10 protein-coding genes and 1 tRNA gene are annotated in these 16,872 nt (G+C 41.7%); 1 reads left to right on the top strand and 10 read right to left on the bottom strand.

Annotation, left to right across the window (positions count from 1 at the left end; all coding sequences use genetic code 11):
* Positions 1-48 precede the first annotated feature (48 nt).
* A tRNA-Cys gene (locus UYK_RS0120555) sits at positions 49-120 on the bottom strand.
* Between the two features lie 250 nt (positions 121-370).
* On the opposite strand from UYK_RS0120555, the gene UYK_RS0120550 reads away from it, so the two are divergent.
* Positions 371-841 (top strand): hypothetical protein, encoded by a 471-nt coding sequence (locus UYK_RS0120550; RefSeq protein WP_009456400.1) that lies wholly within the window; start codon positions 371-373, stop codon positions 839-841.
* Positions 842-885: 44 nt separating this feature from the next.
* Here the strand turns inward: UYK_RS0120550 and pntB are convergent, their stop codons facing one another.
* The 9 genes from pntB to UYK_RS0120505 all read right to left on the bottom strand — a co-directional run bounded on the left by pntB (position 886) and on the right by UYK_RS0120505 (position 16,829).
* Positions 886-2,370 carry a Re/Si-specific NAD(P)(+) transhydrogenase subunit beta gene (gene pntB, locus UYK_RS0120545; protein WP_016872077.1) on the bottom strand — a complete coding sequence of 495 codons (1,485 nt, stop codon included), beginning with the start codon at positions 2,368-2,370 and terminating at the stop codon, positions 886-888.
* Positions 2,371-2,383: 13 nt separating this feature from the next.
* Positions 2,384-3,970, bottom strand: a complete 1,587-nt coding sequence (pntA, locus tag UYK_RS0120540) for a Re/Si-specific NAD(P)(+) transhydrogenase subunit alpha (protein WP_009456398.1) — start codon at positions 3,968-3,970, stop codon at positions 2,384-2,386.
* A gap of 351 nt (positions 3,971-4,321) precedes the next feature.
* Positions 4,322-6,766, bottom strand: a complete 2,445-nt coding sequence (locus tag UYK_RS0120535) for an acyl-CoA dehydrogenase (protein ID WP_009456397.1) — start codon at positions 6,764-6,766, stop codon at positions 4,322-4,324.
* Positions 6,767-6,922: 156 nt separating this feature from the next.
* Positions 6,923-8,104 (bottom strand): thiolase family protein, encoded by a 1,182-nt coding sequence (locus UYK_RS0120530; RefSeq protein ID WP_009456396.1) that lies wholly within the window; start codon positions 8,102-8,104, stop codon positions 6,923-6,925.
* Between the two features lie 162 nt (positions 8,105-8,266).
* Positions 8,267-10,636, bottom strand: a complete 2,370-nt coding sequence (locus UYK_RS0120525; RefSeq protein ID WP_009456395.1) for a 3-hydroxyacyl-CoA dehydrogenase/enoyl-CoA hydratase family protein — start codon at positions 10,634-10,636, stop codon at positions 8,267-8,269.
* A 142-nt stretch (positions 10,637-10,778) separates the two neighbouring features.
* Positions 10,779-13,010: an AMP-dependent synthetase/ligase gene (locus UYK_RS0120520; protein WP_009456394.1), complete on the bottom strand. Its 2,232-nt coding sequence runs from the start codon at positions 13,008-13,010 to the stop codon at positions 10,779-10,781.
* Between the two features lie 470 nt (positions 13,011-13,480).
* Positions 13,481-14,380: an alpha/beta hydrolase gene (locus UYK_RS0120515; protein WP_009456393.1), complete on the bottom strand. Its 900-nt coding sequence runs from the start codon at positions 14,378-14,380 to the stop codon at positions 13,481-13,483.
* 631 nt (positions 14,381-15,011) lie between these two features.
* Positions 15,012-15,404 (bottom strand): hypothetical protein, encoded by a 393-nt coding sequence (locus UYK_RS0120510; RefSeq protein WP_009456392.1) that lies wholly within the window; start codon positions 15,402-15,404, stop codon positions 15,012-15,014.
* Between the two features lie 255 nt (positions 15,405-15,659).
* Complete coding sequence (locus UYK_RS0120505; RefSeq protein WP_016872075.1) at positions 15,660-16,829, bottom strand: glycosyltransferase family 4 protein; 1,170 nt, start codon at positions 16,827-16,829, stop codon at positions 15,660-15,662.
* Positions 16,830-16,872: the final 43 nt, after the last annotated feature.

Raw genomic sequence — 16,872 nt, 5'->3', positions numbered from 1 at the left:
TTTTGCACAAATATTTTTACAGGTGATCGCCTGCCTTTATTTTCTCAAAGGCGGCACCCGGATTTGAACCGGGGAATAAAGGTTTTGCAGACCTCTGCCTTACCACTTGGCTATGCCGCCGCACTCACAGGTTTTTATCATACCAAAGTTTGATGTAAAATTGCACCCCCAAAACTACAAATTTTTGGCAACGAGTTTCTAATGTTGAAGTTAAGTGACAAGGAATATCTAAATTGATTGCTGGAGTTTAAGATAAGGCAAGAGTAGAGGATTTATCTTTCCCTTTAACTCTTACCTATTGACTGTTTTCGCCAATGAATTTAATTTTGTCCAAATACTTAATTTTCTTAGTTAAATTTTGAACTTAACTATGAGAAAAGCTGTTTTTCTGATATTGCCTATTACCCTGATCTTTTCCTCCAACTTTGGAGTTCAAGCTCAACAAATAGACTCTTTAGTTGATCGCCCTTATCTAGCCTTAGTTAAAGGAGATGCCCCTAACAATTGTAGCTTTATTTCTGCCGATCTCCTTGAACGAGTAGCAGATATTGTTAAGGGTTTAGTTTTTGTCCGTCCTGGTGATTCCCTAGAGAGAGTTAGGTATAAAATGCGCTTTGTTCCCGACCAACCTAATGCGACAAATATGTTGCAATGGACAGCTGTTGCAGGAGGAAACTACACTCAGGCGATTGTAAATCTCCGCAACAACAGCGTCCAATCCCGCAATTTCACAATGGCAATTAATTACAACCAACCGAATGAAAGAAGGTGTCAGTGGGAGGTACGAGAACCGCGACAGGAAATTCTTTTGGATTCTCCAACTTCACCTCTAGACCAGTAAACTATGTTAAGTTGGTAAACTTACAAAGTGATTAACAGAGTTTTTTAGGATTCATGCAAGAGGTTTAATACTCTGCCTGTTACCGGTACATGATCAAATGCAGGTTGGCGCAACTCTACACTTGCCTCACTTAACTGTACAAGTTTTGCAACGATCGCATCCAGATTTTTCTTGGCATCGCCAAATAGCATCCGGGTGTTGTCTTTATAAAACAGAGGATTCTCAACACCGGCGTAGCCACTGGCCATACTACGTTTCATCACTACAACAGTACCAGCCTTCCAGACTTCTAAGACTGGCATACCAGCAATCAGACTCTGAGGATCTTCCAAAGCACTGGGGTTAACAGTGTCGTTAGCACCGATCACCAGTACCACATCAGTTTTGGGAAAGTCCTCGTTAATCTCATCCATTTCCAGGACGATGTCGTAGGGTACATTAGCCTCAGCTAGAAGGACGTTCATATGTCCAGGCATTCTACCAGCAACTGGATGGATGCCAAAACGAACCTGGACACCGCGATCGCGCAGCAATTTTGTGAGTTCTGATACAGTATGCTGGGCTTGAGCTACTGCCATACCGTAGCCAGGGACAACGATGACACTCTTGGAATTTTGCAAAAGTTGTACAGTATCCGCAATTGTTGTTGTGGTGACATTGCCCTCAAATTTTTCTCCACTAGGAGTTGCTGCACTTGTTTGCTCACCAAAGCCGCCAAGAATCACGCTGAGGAAGGAGCGGTTCATGGCCTTGCACATGATATAGCTGAGGATTGCACCACTACTGCCTACCAGCGCCCCCGTAATGATCAGCAAATCGTTCGATAGCATGAAACCAGCAGCGGCGGCGGCCCATCCAGAGTAGCTATTGAGCATAGAGATGACCACCGGCATATCAGCACCACCGATCGCCATCACTAGATGAATGCCCAAAACCGAAGCGATCGCAAACATCCCTAACAGCGATTGCAGTCCACTCAGATGTGCTATGGTCAAAAACTCGAAACCCAACCATACGCAAGTCCCAATCATCCCCAGGTTGAGTAAGTGTCGCCCTGGCAAAAGCAGAGGTTTGCTGCTGATGATACCCCGCAATTTGCCAAAAGCAACCACCGAACCTGTGAAGGTGACAGCACCAATAAACACACCCACAAAAATTTCAATTTCGTGAATTGTAGACTCAACAGGAGTGAGTTCTATCGACTCTTGCAGATAATTGGCAATGCCTACCAGAACTGCTGCCATCCCTACAAAGCTATGCAGAATCGCTACTAATTCTGGCATTGAAGTCATTGCTACCCGAGAAGCCACAATTGCACCGATAACGGCTCCTGGGATGACAACTGACGCGAGGACACCGTATGTAGTGACATCTAGCGAGAGTGCAGTAGCAACCAGAGCAATCAGCATACCAACTATGCCGTAAACATTGCCTTGGCGAGCAGTTTCCTGATTGGAAAGTCCTCCAAGACTGAGAATAAATAAGGCGCTAGCCACTATATAGGCAACTGTCAGTAGATTGTTCGACATAATTCTTTTCTCTCTACTTTTGGAACATCCTGAGCATCCTTTGGGTGACTAGGAAGCCACCAGAAATATTGATTGTCCCGACGAAAATAGCGATCGCTCCTAAGATAGTCGATGAACTTGATACTCCAGACAGTTGCAGCATACCGCCAATAATAATGATGCCGCTAATCGCATTGGTGACACTCATCAGTGGAGTATGGAGAGCAGGCTTAACATTCCAGATCACCTGCCAACCAACAAAGCAAGCCAGAACAAACACAATCAAATGAGATAAGAACGAAGCAGGGGCACTTATACCAATACCGACGAGAGCTAAACCAACAAAGATTAGCCATAGCAGGTTATTACTGACCTTTGAGGAACTACTAGAAGTAGGAGATGAAGCAATGGGGAGAGATGGGGGGACGACAAGGGTAGGCTCTTTCTTCTTTTCCTCCTGCTTCTCTTCTCCCTGTGCGCCCACCATTTTCTTCGGTGGTGGCCAGGTAATCTCTCCTTGATGAACTACTAAAGTACCCCGAATCACCTCGTTTTCGAGATCAACTTTGTAGTTTTTCGCTCCTCCCATTTCTTCCAGGAGATGGTAAAGATTGTTGCCATAAAGTTGGCTTGCTTGTTGGGCCATCCGGCTGGGTAGATCAGTCAAACCGACAATCGTCACTCCCTTGTAACAATAAACTTCACCAGGATGAGTACAGGCACAATTACCGCCCTGTTCTGCGGCCATATCAACAATGACCGATCCCTCCTTCATGCTCTCAACCATTTCCTGTGTAATCAGTACAGGTGCTTTTTTACCTGGGATCAGCGCCGTCGTAATGATAATGTCTACTTCTTGAGCTTGAGCGGCGAACAATTCCATTTCAGCCTTGATGAATTCCTCACTCATGACCTTGGCGTAGCCGCCCTCACCCGTACCATCTTCGGCAAAATTCAGTTCCAGAAACTCTGCACCTAGACTCTTTACCTGTTCCTTAACTACAAGTCGTGTATCAAAAGCACGGACAATTGCACCTAAGTTCTTAGCAGTACCGATAGCTGCTAGTCCAGCTACACCAGCACCAATTACCAGTACCTTCGCAGGTTGCACCTTTCCGGCTGCTGTAATCTGTCCGTTAAAGAAGCGTCCGAAGTGGTTAGCAGCCTCAATCACAGCGCGGTAGCCAGCAAGATTGGCCATGGAACTTAGGGCATCCATCTTTTGCGCCCTAGTGATGCGCGGTACTGCATCCATTGCTAACACTGTAGCTTTACGTGCTGCCAGTTTATCGAGTAAATCCGGATTTTGGGCTGGCCAGATGAAACCGATTTGCGTACCTCCTTCACGCAGCAGTTCGGTTTCATGTTTGCCGATTTCCGGGTGCATTTGCGGTGGACGCACCTTCAGTACAATATCTGACTGTGCCCAGAGAGTGGGAGCATCTGGAACAATTGTGCATTCAGCTTGTATGTATGCTTCATCTGTAAAGTTGGCACTTGCACCTGCACGCTTTTCAATCAATACATCGAAACCAAGCTTCATTAGACGTTTGGCTGTTTCCGGTGTAGCTGCTACACGACGTTCGCCAGGGTAAACTTCCTTGGGAATACCAACCTTCATGCGTGTTCTCCTTTTGATCTCGCTGAGTTTCCCAGGTAAAGAGAGACACTAAATATCATGTCCGTTTGAACACTTGTATTATTCGTTGAGGTCGGTAATGGGTAATTGGTAATTGCTAATGGGAAAAACAAATACCCAATGCCCAACTGCGTCAGAATAATATCCTAAGCAGTTAGCCGGACTTGATATAACTTATTTAGAGTTTGGATTTAACCATATCACTATGAGTAAGTGTTAATATCTATAGCTGTCTTAATTCTTCACAACTGTAGACAGGAGGTAAAAGGATTTTAGATTCGTTTACTTTTCTTCTTTAAACGCAAAGGGACGCGGAGTGTTTCTCGGGTATAATTATTTCACCATCTGCCATCTACCTTTGCTCTCTTGAGTGCCTTGCAAATATTCCTCTAAAGTAAAGGAATCTACTTGAATGGCATCATTACGGGCGAACTCTGCTTCACAGATGAGTTCAACTTCTTTGTTACTAATTACTCCGGCTTGGAGGGCTGCTGAAATCAGTTCGTCGGGTTTTTGTTGTGGTAGTTTCTCTGTTTGGCTGGCATTTTTGAGCTTTTTGAGTAATGGTTCGGCTTGGGATAACAAGATGAATGCTTTTTCTAATCTTCCCAATGCTTCTTCGCTACTAGCAGGAATATAAATTCCTGCGGTGAGGCGATCGCGTATTTGTCCGGGAGTTTGTAGTTTTCGGGCAACTTCACTGCCAAGTTTATCATTGGGTAGGGAACCTATGGGATTTAGTCGCCACCACCAACTTACAGGCCCAGCAAACAGTGTACCTAGAACTGGTACGGAGAAATTCTGGAAAATTCCCTCAAAGGCTGACTGGATTTGAGCAAAAGCGTACTGCATTACCCAGTGAACAAAAGGTAAGTCTTCTGGTTTTCGCCCTTCGGCTTCAAAGCGTCTTAGGGTTGCAGTTGCTAAGTACATCCAGGTGAGAATATCCGCAAACCTGCCTGTCAGCTTTTCTTGTCGCTTCAATGCGCCTCTAAAGGAAAAGATAGTGATGTCAGTTAGCAAGGCAAAGGTAGCAGATGCCCACTCTAGTTTGCGGTAGTATTTAGCTGTTGCACCTGGGACGGGAGAAGCAGCCAAATATCCACGGGAAATACTGAGAAGTAATGCACGGAAAGTATTACGTACTGTCAGTCCAAGATGATGCCAGAATGCTTGATCAAAGGCTGTGACATCTGATTGCTCCAGCGCTGTAATCTCCTGGTATACATAAGGATGGCAGCGAATTGCTCCTTGTCCAAAAATCATTAAGGTGCGGGTGAGAATGTTTGCGCCTTCGACGGTGATTGAAATTGGGGTAGCTGTATAAATATTTGCTAATAAATTTCTGGGGCCGCGACAAATCCCTGCACCGCCCATAATGTCCATGCCATCATTAATAATTTTGCGGGAGAGTTCTGTCAAACTGTATTTAGCGATCGCCGAAATGACTGCTGGTTGTTCTCCTTTATCTACTGCACCACAAGTATAATTTCGCACAGATTCCATTAAGTAAGTGAGACTGCCAATGCGTGCTAGAGGTTCTTCTACGCCTTCAAAACGACCAATCGACAAACCAAATTGTTGCCGGACTACAGCATAAGCCCCTGTAACTCTGGCTACTAATTTTGCTACTCCCGTACAACTAGCAGGGAAGCTAATTCCCCGACCTGCTGCCAAAGTCTGCATCAGCATTTTCCAGCCATTACCCGCCTGTTCTACACCGCCGATAATTTGGTCAACACTCACAACAACGTTATGTCCTTCCGTGGGAGAATTGTAAAAAGGCACACCCATCGGATCGTGCCGCCTACCCATGATTACGCCTGGGGTATCAGTAGGAATTAAAACACAGGTAATGCCAACATCTTTACCTTTACCTAAGTAATCTTCCGGATCACGTAATTTGAAAGCTAGTCCTAAGAGAGTGGCGATCGCAGCTAAGGTAATATATCGCTTCTTCCAATTCAGACGCAAATAAAGCTTGCCATCCTCGCCTCTAAACACGATTCCTTCAGACTTGATACTGGCTGCATCTGAACCAGCAGTTGGTTCTGTCAGGGCAAAACAAGGAATTTCTTCACCCCGTGCCAGGCGCGGGAGGTAATAATTTTTCTGTTCCTGTGTACCGTAGCGGAGTAATAATTTTGCCGGGCCCAATGAGTTTGTCACCCCCACAGTGGCGATATGGGTAAAAGAACGAGACGCCAACTTTGTCATCACACTGCTGTAAGCAAAATTAGAAAATCCCAAGCCGCCATATTCTTCAGGTATCATCATCCCCAAAAACCGCTCTTTTTTGAGATAATCCCAAACCTCCGGCGGTAAATCCTTGCGAAGGTAAATTTCCCAATCACTCACCATGCGACAAACTTGTTCCACCGGACCATCCAGAAATGCTTGCAATTCTGGTGTGACTTGGGGATATGGTTCTAGATTAATTCTTTGGAAGTCTGGTTTCCCAGAAAAAAATTCTCCATCTACCCAAACATTTCCCGCTTCAATTGCAGCCCGTTCAGTATCAGAGATTTTTGGTAATAAATTCAAAGCTTTAATAGCTTTAATCAATGATGATGTAATCAGCTTTTGCCGCAGAATAGGGATATTGAATATGCAAGCGATCGCACCAAAAATCACCCAAATCCAGATCGGGGACTGAAAATATACTAGTAATACTGCCAAATAAACCGACCAAACCCACAAAGGAAAACCCATGTAACCAAGTAATAGTAGTAGGAAAATTAGCGTAGAAATAACTACGGTTGGATGAATAAGGTTCATTATAATTTCACCGTTATTTGTAAAATGAACTCACGCACCAGACGCAGAGGCACAGAGTAGAGAAATAGAGTATAAAATATAACAATTTATTCCTTCTGCCCTCTGCCCTCTGCCGTCTGCCCTCTGCCTTCTGCCCTCTGCCGTCTGCCCTCTGCCCTAAATCATCAAATTCTCAAACACAGCCGCAGCACCCATTCCCCCACCAACACACATCGTCACCAAACCATAACGGACACTACGCCGTTTCATTTCATGGAGGAGAGTAGCTGTGAGTTTCGCACCAGTGCAACCGAGAGGATGACCAAGGGCGATCGCACCACCGTTGACATTGACAATTTCCTCGTTGAGTCCGAGTTTGCGAATCACAGCCAAACTTTGGGCAGCAAAGGCTTCGTTAAGTTCGATTAAGCCAATGTCATTTAAAGTCAAACCCACCTGTTTTAAAACTTTAGGTACAGCTTCTACAGGGCCAATACCCATTACTTCTGGTGCTACACCCGCAACCGCATAGCCTAACATCTTACCCATCGGACGGACATCAAGCATCCGCACCATGCGATCGCTCATTACCACTGTTGCTGCTGCACCGTCTGACATTTGCGATGAGTTACCGGCTGTCACACCACCACCGACACGGAATACAGGTGGTAATTTCATCAAAGCTTCCATACTGGTATCAGGACGCGGCCCTTCATCTACCGTAAATACCTTTTCTACCGGTCGCGGAGTGCCATCAATATAGAGTATGTCCCGGACTTCGAGTGGTACGATTTCTTCTGTAAACCGACCTTGCCTAATGGCAACTAAAGCTTTTTGATGGGAACGTAAAGCAAAAGCATCCTGTTCTTGGCGGGAGATTTCGTAGTACTGCATGACGTTTTCGGCGGTAATACCCATCGTGCAGTAAACCTTGGGCATATCTACCATCATTCTTGGGTTGGGGGCGAAATAATGTCCTCCCATCGGAATCAAACTCATAGATTCCGCACCACCCGCAACAATGACTTCCGCATGTCCTACCATGATTGCTTGGGTTGCGATTGCGATTGCTTGCAGTCCAGAAGCACAGAACCGATTCACCGTCATACCTGCTACAGAATCAGGTAAACCTGCACGTTGGGCAATTAACCGCCCGATATTAAATCCCTGTTCTGCTTCCGGAAAAGCACAACCCATAATTACATCATCAATGTATACAGGCTCTAAGTCTCTAACTCGTTCAATGGCTGCTTTGACAACAACTGCACCCATATCATCCGGACGCATATTGTGTAACGTACCCCGTGGCGCTTTTCCTACAGGTGTGCGAACACTGCTGATTATGTAGGCTTGTTTCATAAATAACTCCGGCTAATTTTTAAATCTGTATTTATCGAACCGCCAAGTCGCCAAGAACGCCAAGAATTCAAAGTTGGATGATATGGCAGTCCTCAATGATTTAGAAAATTCTCTCTCTTTCTTTTCTTGGCGTACTTGGCGGTTTGTTAAACCTGCCTTCTCTTAATTCCTCAAAGGCTTTTTCGTTTTCAACATATAAGCAATCCGTTCTTGTGTTTTCGGTTGCTGTAATAGTGGTAAAAACGCCTCTGTTTCTAATCTCAATAAGTAGTTTTCATTGACCAAGGCAGGTGCTGTCAATTCTCCGCCTGTCATCACATAAGCTAAGCGGCTAGCTAAATAATGGTCATACTCTGAAATGTAGCCCCCCTGCTGCATGACATATGCGGTGTGTTCCAACATTGCCCGCGCTGGAAGACCTAACACCATGATGGTGTTACGTTTTGGTGGTGGCATGTAACCTATGCGGTCTAAATAGAGTATTTCTGCTTTGGCTACAGTTAAAAGTCGGTCGGCATTCATGACAATCTTGGTTGTGGGTGGGAGGAAGCCTAATTCTTGCCCTTCATGGGCGCTATTGGAAACCTTGGCCATGCCAACAGTTTCAAATACTTTTCGCAGGAAGGGTTGAATATCTTGTGGTGATTCGCTGGCGGCTTTATCAGCTGCCCAAGTCACCATCCGCATGATGCCGCCACCTCCAGGAATCAAACCAACGCTGAGTTCTACCAGTCCAATATAAGTTTCTGCGGCTGCAACTACATGAGGAGAAGCTAAGACTAATTCACAACCTCCGCCTAAAACTCGTCCGACAATTGCGGTGACTATTGGTTTGGGAAAATATTTAATGCGTTGCAGTAAGGTTTGGAATTTGACGATTAAATCGGCGATGCCTTTACCGTTATTTGTCTGGGCTAACATGGCCATTTCTGCCAAATTCGCCCCTCCAGAGAAGTTGGCACTGTCGTTACCTATGACTAATCCCCGATAATCACTGTTCTCGACAATATCTAGTATTTTGGTTAAGCCTTCTATTACTTTTAAAGTCAGGGTATTGCCTTTGGAATGAAACTCGTATAAAACAACTCCATCGCCCAAGTCTAATAAAGAGGCTTCTGAGTTTTGCCACAAGATGTTTTTGGCATCTTCTTTGATAGCTGCTATCTGAATTTCATCTGTTGGGGCTTTTGGTAGTGCGCTGATGCAGACTGCACAAGCATCGACTACTTTTTGTTCAGCCCAAGATAGTCGGTCTTTTTGATAGAAGTTATGCACACCAGAATCGTGCATCTTTTCTACCCACTCAGGCACAGATATACCAGCCGCTTTCATATCTGCCAATACAGTTTCAAAGCCCAAGACATCCCAAATTTCAAACGGGCCGAGTTCCCAGCCGAAACCCCACCGGATTGCCCGGTCGATATCTGCTGGTCTGTCGGCAATTTCTGGGATGCGACGGGCGCTGTAACCCAGGATTTCTAAGGTTAGTTTGCGGAAGAATGCACCTGCACGACCAGAATCATGGTAGAGTTTGCGTAAGCGATCGCCTAAATCATCAATTTTCCCAATTGCCTCAATATCCCCTAAATCAAGCGGTTTCGCTGCTTCGTAAGCCAGCGTTGTCGGATTAATCGAGAGTATTTCCTTACCTTGCTTCTTGTAAAATCCTTGACCTGTTTTTGCTCCTAACGACCCAGTTTCCACCAGTTTCTTCAGCAACTCTGGCACTCGAAAGACTTCCCGGCTTTCATCATGGACAATAGCTGGGTAAAGGTTGTGTGCCACATACATCAAAGTATCTAACCCTACCAAATCAGCCGTGCGAAATGTCGCTGATTTCGGTCGTCCAGCAATCACCCCTGTTAATGTATCAATTTCTTCAATTGTGTAACCTTGCTCAATCACACCCCGGATACCCAGCATAGTTGCATACATACCTATGCGGTTGGCTATAAAGTTAGGGGTATCTTTAGCTACCACTACACCTTTACCAAGATGCATCCAAGCAAACCACCGCATTTTTTCCAGGATTTGCGGCTCAGTATCCGGTGTCGGAATTAACTCTAGTAACTTCAAGTAGCGCGGCGGATTAAAAAAGTGAGTACCTAAAAACCTCTTCCGAAAAGACTCAGAACGTCCTTGAGCAATTTCATGAACAGGTAGACCACTAGTATTAGTAGATACTACAGTATCATCACTAATTACACCTTCTATCCGCGCCATCAAATCTTGTTTAATAGCGAGATTTTCAACTACAACTTCTATTACCCAATCAACATCAGCAATGCGGTGAAAATGCTCGTCAAAATTCCCCAAAATCACACGACGAGCTGTTTTTTCTGTAAATAAAATCGGTGGAGACTGCTTAATAGCCTTTTTAAAAGCTGTTTCTACGACATAATTTTTATTGTCGCCTTGAGCCGCAATATCTAATAAATGAACTGTTAATCCCGCATTAGCCAAATGTGCAGCGATTTGTGAACCCATCACTCCCGCACCCAAGACTGCGGCTTTTTGGAACGGCTTAAACATATATCACCCTTCCTTCTTAAATTTTGGATTGAATAAATACCTAACCTAATTTTCAATAATTTACTAAACTCTCTTTCCTTTGCGTTCTTGGCGTTCTTGGCGGTTCATTTCAGGCTATTAACCTTCACCACAAGCCTAATATCTAAGAACTCAGAGATTGAGCAAACGCAGGACAAGAAAACCTCTGATTCACCGGACATAAATTATCCATTTGTTCTATTGTGACATTTTCATATCTTTGCATCCTCTTATCTTCATATATTGCATTAATTTCTTCAGCAAATACTTCTAAAATTTTGGTCCTATTTACTTGCTGATTTGTTGTTAGTAGCCCATTCTCAACAGTAAATTTGGCATTAATTAGCCGGAATTTTTTTACCGTTGACCAATGAGGTAAATGACAATTCGCTTCATCCACCAATGCTTGATATAAAGCAACGATGCAAGGATGCTGAAGTAATTCTTCAGTTGGTAAATCAATTCCTATTGATAAAGCCTGCTGCTGTAAATTATCTAAATTAGGAAAAATCAGCATGGCACAAAACTTACGATCAGCACCAACAGTCACAGCTTTTGTTATCAAAGCAGATTTTTCTAACCGACTTTCTATTGGTTGTGGTGTGACATACTTGCCTGTAGAAAGTTTAAAACGGCTTTTCTTCAAACCAGTAATCTTGAGAAAACCGTCAGATGTAAATTCTCCCAAGTCACCTGTATGTAACCAACCTTCAGCATCGATGAGTTGCTGGGTAGCTTGTGAGTTTTTGTAATAGCCTTGAGTAATGTAAGGACTTCTGGTGAGAATTTCCCCATCTTCAGCTATCGTAATTTCTACGCCAGCGATCGCTACACCGACAGTTCCAGCACGATTGAATTGACCGCGATTACAAGTTACGGCTGAACTAGTTTCTGTTAAACCATAGCCTTGTAAAATTTTCATTCCCGCAGCCGCAAATAAATTCGCAATTTCTGCTTTTAAAGCTGCACCTCCGCTAATTAGGTATTTTATATTGCTACCAAAAACAGCACGCCACTGGTAAAATACTAATCTGTCTGCCAGTTTCAACATCAAAGCATATCGACGTTGTGGTATTTTTCCTAATTCATATTTTTGAGCTATTTTTATTGCCCAATTCATCACCGATTGAGATAAGGGAACAGAGAATCGACGTGCTGAAGTTAAATGGGTTTTTAGGGTTCTCCCTGTTGTAGACAACCGCACAGTGGCTTCTCGCCAAGCAGTAAGTGAGGTTTTTCTCACCCAGTTAGTAGAGAACTTTAAGGATGACAAGGTAATATGAGGACGGGGCAATTTTACCCGTTTCTGATTTTTTTCTCCTATTTCTAAAAGCTTGTGATAAATTTTTTCTAACAGTAAAGGTACTGTAGCAAATATTGTTGGTTTGACTTCTTGCAGGTGTTTTAAAATACGATGAGAATTGCTGAAATAAATGCTGTGACCATATTTAATATGCCCATAGACAAGCACACGAGCAAAAACATGGGTTAATGGCAAAAAAGAAAGAACAATTTCTTCTGTTCCCAATCCCAAATTAGGTATTCCTGTAAACATTGCTACTGCATTAGCAGAGAGATTTTCATGGGTAAGCATTACCCCTTGCGGTTCTCCAGTGGTTCCAGGAATATAAATGATCGTGGCCAGGTTATTAGCTATCAGTTTGGTATTCAGTTCCTGAAAACTAAATTCAGAAATTTTCTCCCGTCCCTGAGAGCGAATTTCCTCTACTGAAAAAACTTGAATACATTGTGGAAGATCTATAGCTGATTGTGCAGCTGCTGGTAAGTGTGATGTTGGTAAGGATAAACAAAGATTTTCAGGAATGATTTGATCTTTTTCCCCACTTTGTTGACAGGTTAATTGTTGTCGCCTTTGATACCATTCAATAGAAACATCAGCAACTATTACTGCTTGGAGATTGCTAGCATTTTGCAGATAAGGAATAATTTGAGAAAGCAAGTCTAGATCAGAAATAATCAGCGCTTTGGCTTCTGTGTGCTGCAAAATGAAGATAATGTGTTCAATTGTTTGGGTTAAGTCAATTGGTACATTCACTAAACCTGCAAGCAAGGAACCCATGTCAGCAATACAAAAATTAACATCGCTGTGCATGAGTAAAGCAATGCAATCCCCTGCTTTTAGTTGCAAATTCAGCAAGCCTAATGCCAATTCTGTTACAGCTGTGCGAAATTCATGATTAGATAAAGCTTGCCAGCCTGTTTGTGTAAACTGATTGAAAGCACGGGAGTTGGGAGTGCGATCGCACGCTTCATCTAATAAGGAAGGTAAAGTACGCCCTAATACTACTTGTCCAGAGTTGGGAGGCGCTTTATAGATCTGATTTGTACATAACATTATTCTCCAAGAAGAGTTTCTGACTCTTCCCCTCGTTATCAGTAAGAAAGGGAACTTTTAACAGGGAACAGGAAAATCAGATTGTTTTTTCAGAAATCAAATAAATGGTTCTATCAAGCAACCCTAAATCAATTTTGAGATAGGAAAATATTTGCCTAGTTCCCTATATGTTCTTTATTTGTTCTTTTCCTATGCAATAGGAAGGATAATCAATTATCTCAAGATATTCGGGCTAAAATTAATGCCAAATTAGGTACATTTAAGATGCAGACTTTTAATACCTAAGTCTTGAAAATTCCTAATTTTCTCCTTTCAACTTTGTATTGATTAAAAATATAATTTACTCAGTTTAAGGCTTAGGCTTATTTTATACCTACATGTCTTAAACTAAGCTCTTTTGTACTAATAATAATGTAGATCATGCTGGGGATCAACGACAAGCTTTGTATCTTTTTCGCAAAGAAACCCATTTAATGAGTCAAAGGTTCGGTTTTGAAAGTAGGTATTTTTATCAGACACCTTGATGATTGATTCTCTGTTTCTCCATCCAAATGTCTTTCTAACCAATCTTCTAAATCTACAAGTATTTTTTGGTAATTGATATCCAAATGAAAATCATGGTAATCACCGGCATATTCATAGATTTCTTTGTCCGGGAAGCCTATTTTTTGGAAAAATTTTATGCTACCTTCTGGTGGTGTGATCTTATCGTCACTGCTATAAAGAATCAGCAAAGGTACTTGTAACTCACAAGCATGAGTTTCAACCCATTTTTCAGTGGCGAAAAACTCCGCAGCCAGTCGGGCGCTACCATACTCATGCCTTAATGGATCTTGAATGGTAAGATAATTCGGGCCTTGCAAATTTTTTCCCTTATCAAGACCTACTTTCAAACTAAAGTTTGGCCAGACTTGTGAAAGCATTCGCCCTAATGCCACTTTTACCAGAGGCAGGTTAACTTTTCCTAAAGCAGGTGCTGTCAGGATCAATCCTTGCAAGCTTTGAGGAAAGCGCAAGGCGTAATCTACAGCTATCACTGCGCCTAAACTGTGACCCCACAAAAAATATGCACAGCCAGAACTTTGTTCCTGAATATGTGTCAAAAAGGTATGTAAATCTTCTCGCAACTCTGCCCAAGAGTTAATATGTCCTCGTTGTCCAGGCGATCGCCCATGTCCTCGCAGGTCAAAAGCATAGACAGCATAACCCAAGGGTAATAAATGTTGCACGGCATTCATAAATAATCCGCTATGTGCTCCCAAGCCGTGTACTATGGCAATAATTGCCCGTAATTCTCCTTCTGGCTGCCAACTTTGATAATAAAGACTCAGCCCTCCTGCTCCTATGAAGGTTCCTTCGATGTGTGTCATTGCTGTACCTACCAAATGCGTTTTTCTACAATTCAACCTCAAGACGCAATTGGAGTTTTTTGAGTGTAGTTTGTGCAATTAGTAGCCTTTGTAATCTAGCGATCGCTAAAGTTCTGCTACAAATTTCGACAACTAATCAGCTATTACTTAGTTAAAATTTTACCGTAGATATCCTCTTACCATTTGGTCGCTACTTTACGGCGCTTACCAAGTTAGGCATCGATTATACCTATGTAAAAATGTTAGCATAAGCAAGTTGCGTCTTGAAACCTTTGATACAAATTGATTCAGGAATTTGTTAGGTCTCAAAACTTAAGTATTAAAAGTTATTGTGCATCTTTGTTATAACAAATATAGCTCATTTGCATTGAACTATCATCTAACGATTTGAGGATATAGCAGTCCACTTTAGATATTTGAAATTAATCGTAGAGGTAGGCAATAGAAAAGAAAGCTCTTTGGTGTACCTAGCTTCGCAACACTCAAATAGGAGTTTTGTATGAAATAATTTATACGTAATATAAAATTCTATAAGTTAAATAAAGTTTGGTTGCAATTATCCGGATTGTACATTTTTTCCATTGCCTATCAAGGTGTAGGCGATCGCTACGTACAATTTAATTTCATAAATTTAACCAGCTTTATTGCCTTTTAACACTTGATCTAACAGGTTTCTAGCTGGTTGCGCTTTAGCCAATGCTGCTTGATGTTCACTATAAGTACGAACCAGACGAACAAGACCACTTACACCTGACTTGAGTTGCTCAAGTTCTTCACCAGCAAGCAATTCTCCATCAAGCATCCGCATCAGCAAAGGTTTAATATCGCCCACTTCTTGTCGGACTTTTTGGAGCTTTTCTACAGTACTTAGTAAGGTTTTTAAAGAATTCAATACGTCATCAATATCCTGGATATCTTCCAATTGTTCCGATGAATCTTTAATTGCGGCTGTATCTTCAGAATCTAAAATATCTGGTGAAACTTCCGCTGATGTTTGATTTTTTAACCCGTTTGTCCGTGCCATCAACACTTCCTCAAGAAATCTTCCCTAGTTTATCATCTATTTCCAGTTGCCCAAGATAGTATTGTTATAATTTTTTAGATACTATGGTCGTGGAATGTGCGGTACATTTGCTCAATCAAATACTCACATCTACAATCTGTGTTCATCGGTGTTCGTAATTATCAATTCTCCTGATTTTTGCAGGAAATTTAACATTTATAGCCTTATTTTTTGACCAATTTCTATTCCTGAAAATTCTTATGCATACAAGATTTTTCATTTTTTAGCAACCTGTAATAACACTTTCTCAATACCATCAATCATTTTATCTATAGTGAATTTACCTAAAATATGCTCACGACACCTGTGAGCTAAATGAGAGTCACGATCTCTCCAATGAATCATCCAATGCAATTTATCTGCCAAATCTAGTTGATTACCAGGTTCAAATAGCCATTGTTGAAATTCTCCCGTCAAAATTTCGGGAATACCGCCAATTCTGCTAGCTACCACAGGAGTTCCACAAGCCATTGATTCAATAATTACTCTACCAAAAGGTTCTGACCATTGACTAGGTAGAACAGTGACATCACTGACTTGGTAAAGGGAGACTGTATCTGCTACATGTCCCAAAAAATCTACATTCTTTTCTATACCTAAATCTATTGATAACTGTTTTAAGGAACGCTTGTATTTTTCACCTTCTTCAGGATTTTCTTTCCCATCAGCAGCAAAGTGAAGTATAGGATTCCCAGCAATCAATAACTTGGCATCAATACCACTTTTTACAAGTAAAGAAAAGGCTCCAATCAGCGTTTCTAATCCTTTATCTTTATCCAGTCTTCCTACATATGATACAACTCTAATATTTTCAGGAATATTCCATTTATTTCTAACATAGAAGAAGTTTTCTGACAGTTTATACTTTTCAATGTTAGTACCATTATATACAACATCAAATTTATCCTCTTTAATGCCACACTTTACCCAATCAAGTTTTGTTTGATTGGATACAGTAATAAATCTCTTTGAATTCTTAAATCCAAGTAATTTTTGATAATTAAAATTTTTACTAAAAGGCGGAATTTGAAAATAACAAACAAAAGGGATGTTTTTCATGATAGATAAAACATAAGCAAAAAAAATGAAATCATAGGCATTGCAAAAAATAACACTGTTTTTTATAACTGGAATATTTATGGTACTAAAAATTCCAGGCAAAAAATATAATAATTCATTAATTTTATAACGATTAAACTCATAACTATTTATCTGTCTTAGATAATTACAAAATTTCCGGTACTCTTCCAGAAGATTTCCTGATTTTAAATAAATCAGACTAATATTATGTCCGCGCTGAGATAATCCATTGCAAATCTCAAACATGTTCAATTCCTGTCCACCACGGAAAGAAGAAAGTTCGTTTTCTAAACCAATAAAATGCATAAAAACACCGATTTTATTTTCAAATTATTAGCAATTTTTAGGC

The sequence above is a fragment of the Fischerella thermalis PCC 7521 genome (assembly GCF_000317225.1).
GTDB lineage: Bacteria > Cyanobacteriota > Cyanobacteriia > Cyanobacteriales > Nostocaceae > Fischerella > Fischerella thermalis.
The sequence above is the reverse complement of the archived record's forward strand: the minus strand, read 5'-3'. Positions and strand labels throughout refer to the sequence as shown.

What these genes read in the sequence shown, in the direction of transcription:
- UYK_RS0120550 (WP_009456400.1), top strand. Translation starts at nt 371, where the DNA reads ATGAGAAAAGCTGTTTTTCTGATATTGCCTATTACCCTGATCTTTTCC.
- pntB (WP_016872077.1), bottom strand. Translation starts at nt 2,370, where the DNA reads ATGTCGAACAATCTACTGACAGTTGCCTATATAGTGGCTAGCGCCTTA.
- pntA (WP_009456398.1), bottom strand. Translation starts at nt 3,970, where the DNA reads ATGAAGGTTGGTATTCCCAAGGAAGTTTACCCTGGCGAACGTCGTGTA.
- UYK_RS0120535 (WP_009456397.1), bottom strand. Translation starts at nt 6,766, where the DNA reads ATGAACCTTATTCATCCAACCGTAGTTATTTCTACGCTAATTTTCCTA.
- UYK_RS0120530 (WP_009456396.1), bottom strand. Translation starts at nt 8,104, where the DNA reads ATGAAACAAGCCTACATAATCAGCAGTGTTCGCACACCTGTAGGAAAA.
- UYK_RS0120525 (WP_009456395.1), bottom strand. Translation starts at nt 10,636, where the DNA reads ATGTTTAAGCCGTTCCAAAAAGCCGCAGTCTTGGGTGCGGGAGTGATG.
- UYK_RS0120520 (WP_009456394.1), bottom strand. Translation starts at nt 13,010, where the DNA reads ATGTTATGTACAAATCAGATCTATAAAGCGCCTCCCAACTCTGGACAA.
- UYK_RS0120515 (WP_009456393.1), bottom strand. Translation starts at nt 14,380, where the DNA reads ATGACACACATCGAAGGAACCTTCATAGGAGCAGGAGGGCTGAGTCTT.
- UYK_RS0120510 (WP_009456392.1), bottom strand. Translation starts at nt 15,404, where the DNA reads ATGGCACGGACAAACGGGTTAAAAAATCAAACATCAGCGGAAGTTTCA.
- UYK_RS0120505 (WP_016872075.1), bottom strand. Translation starts at nt 16,829, where the DNA reads ATGCATTTTATTGGTTTAGAAAACGAACTTTCTTCTTTCCGTGGTGGA.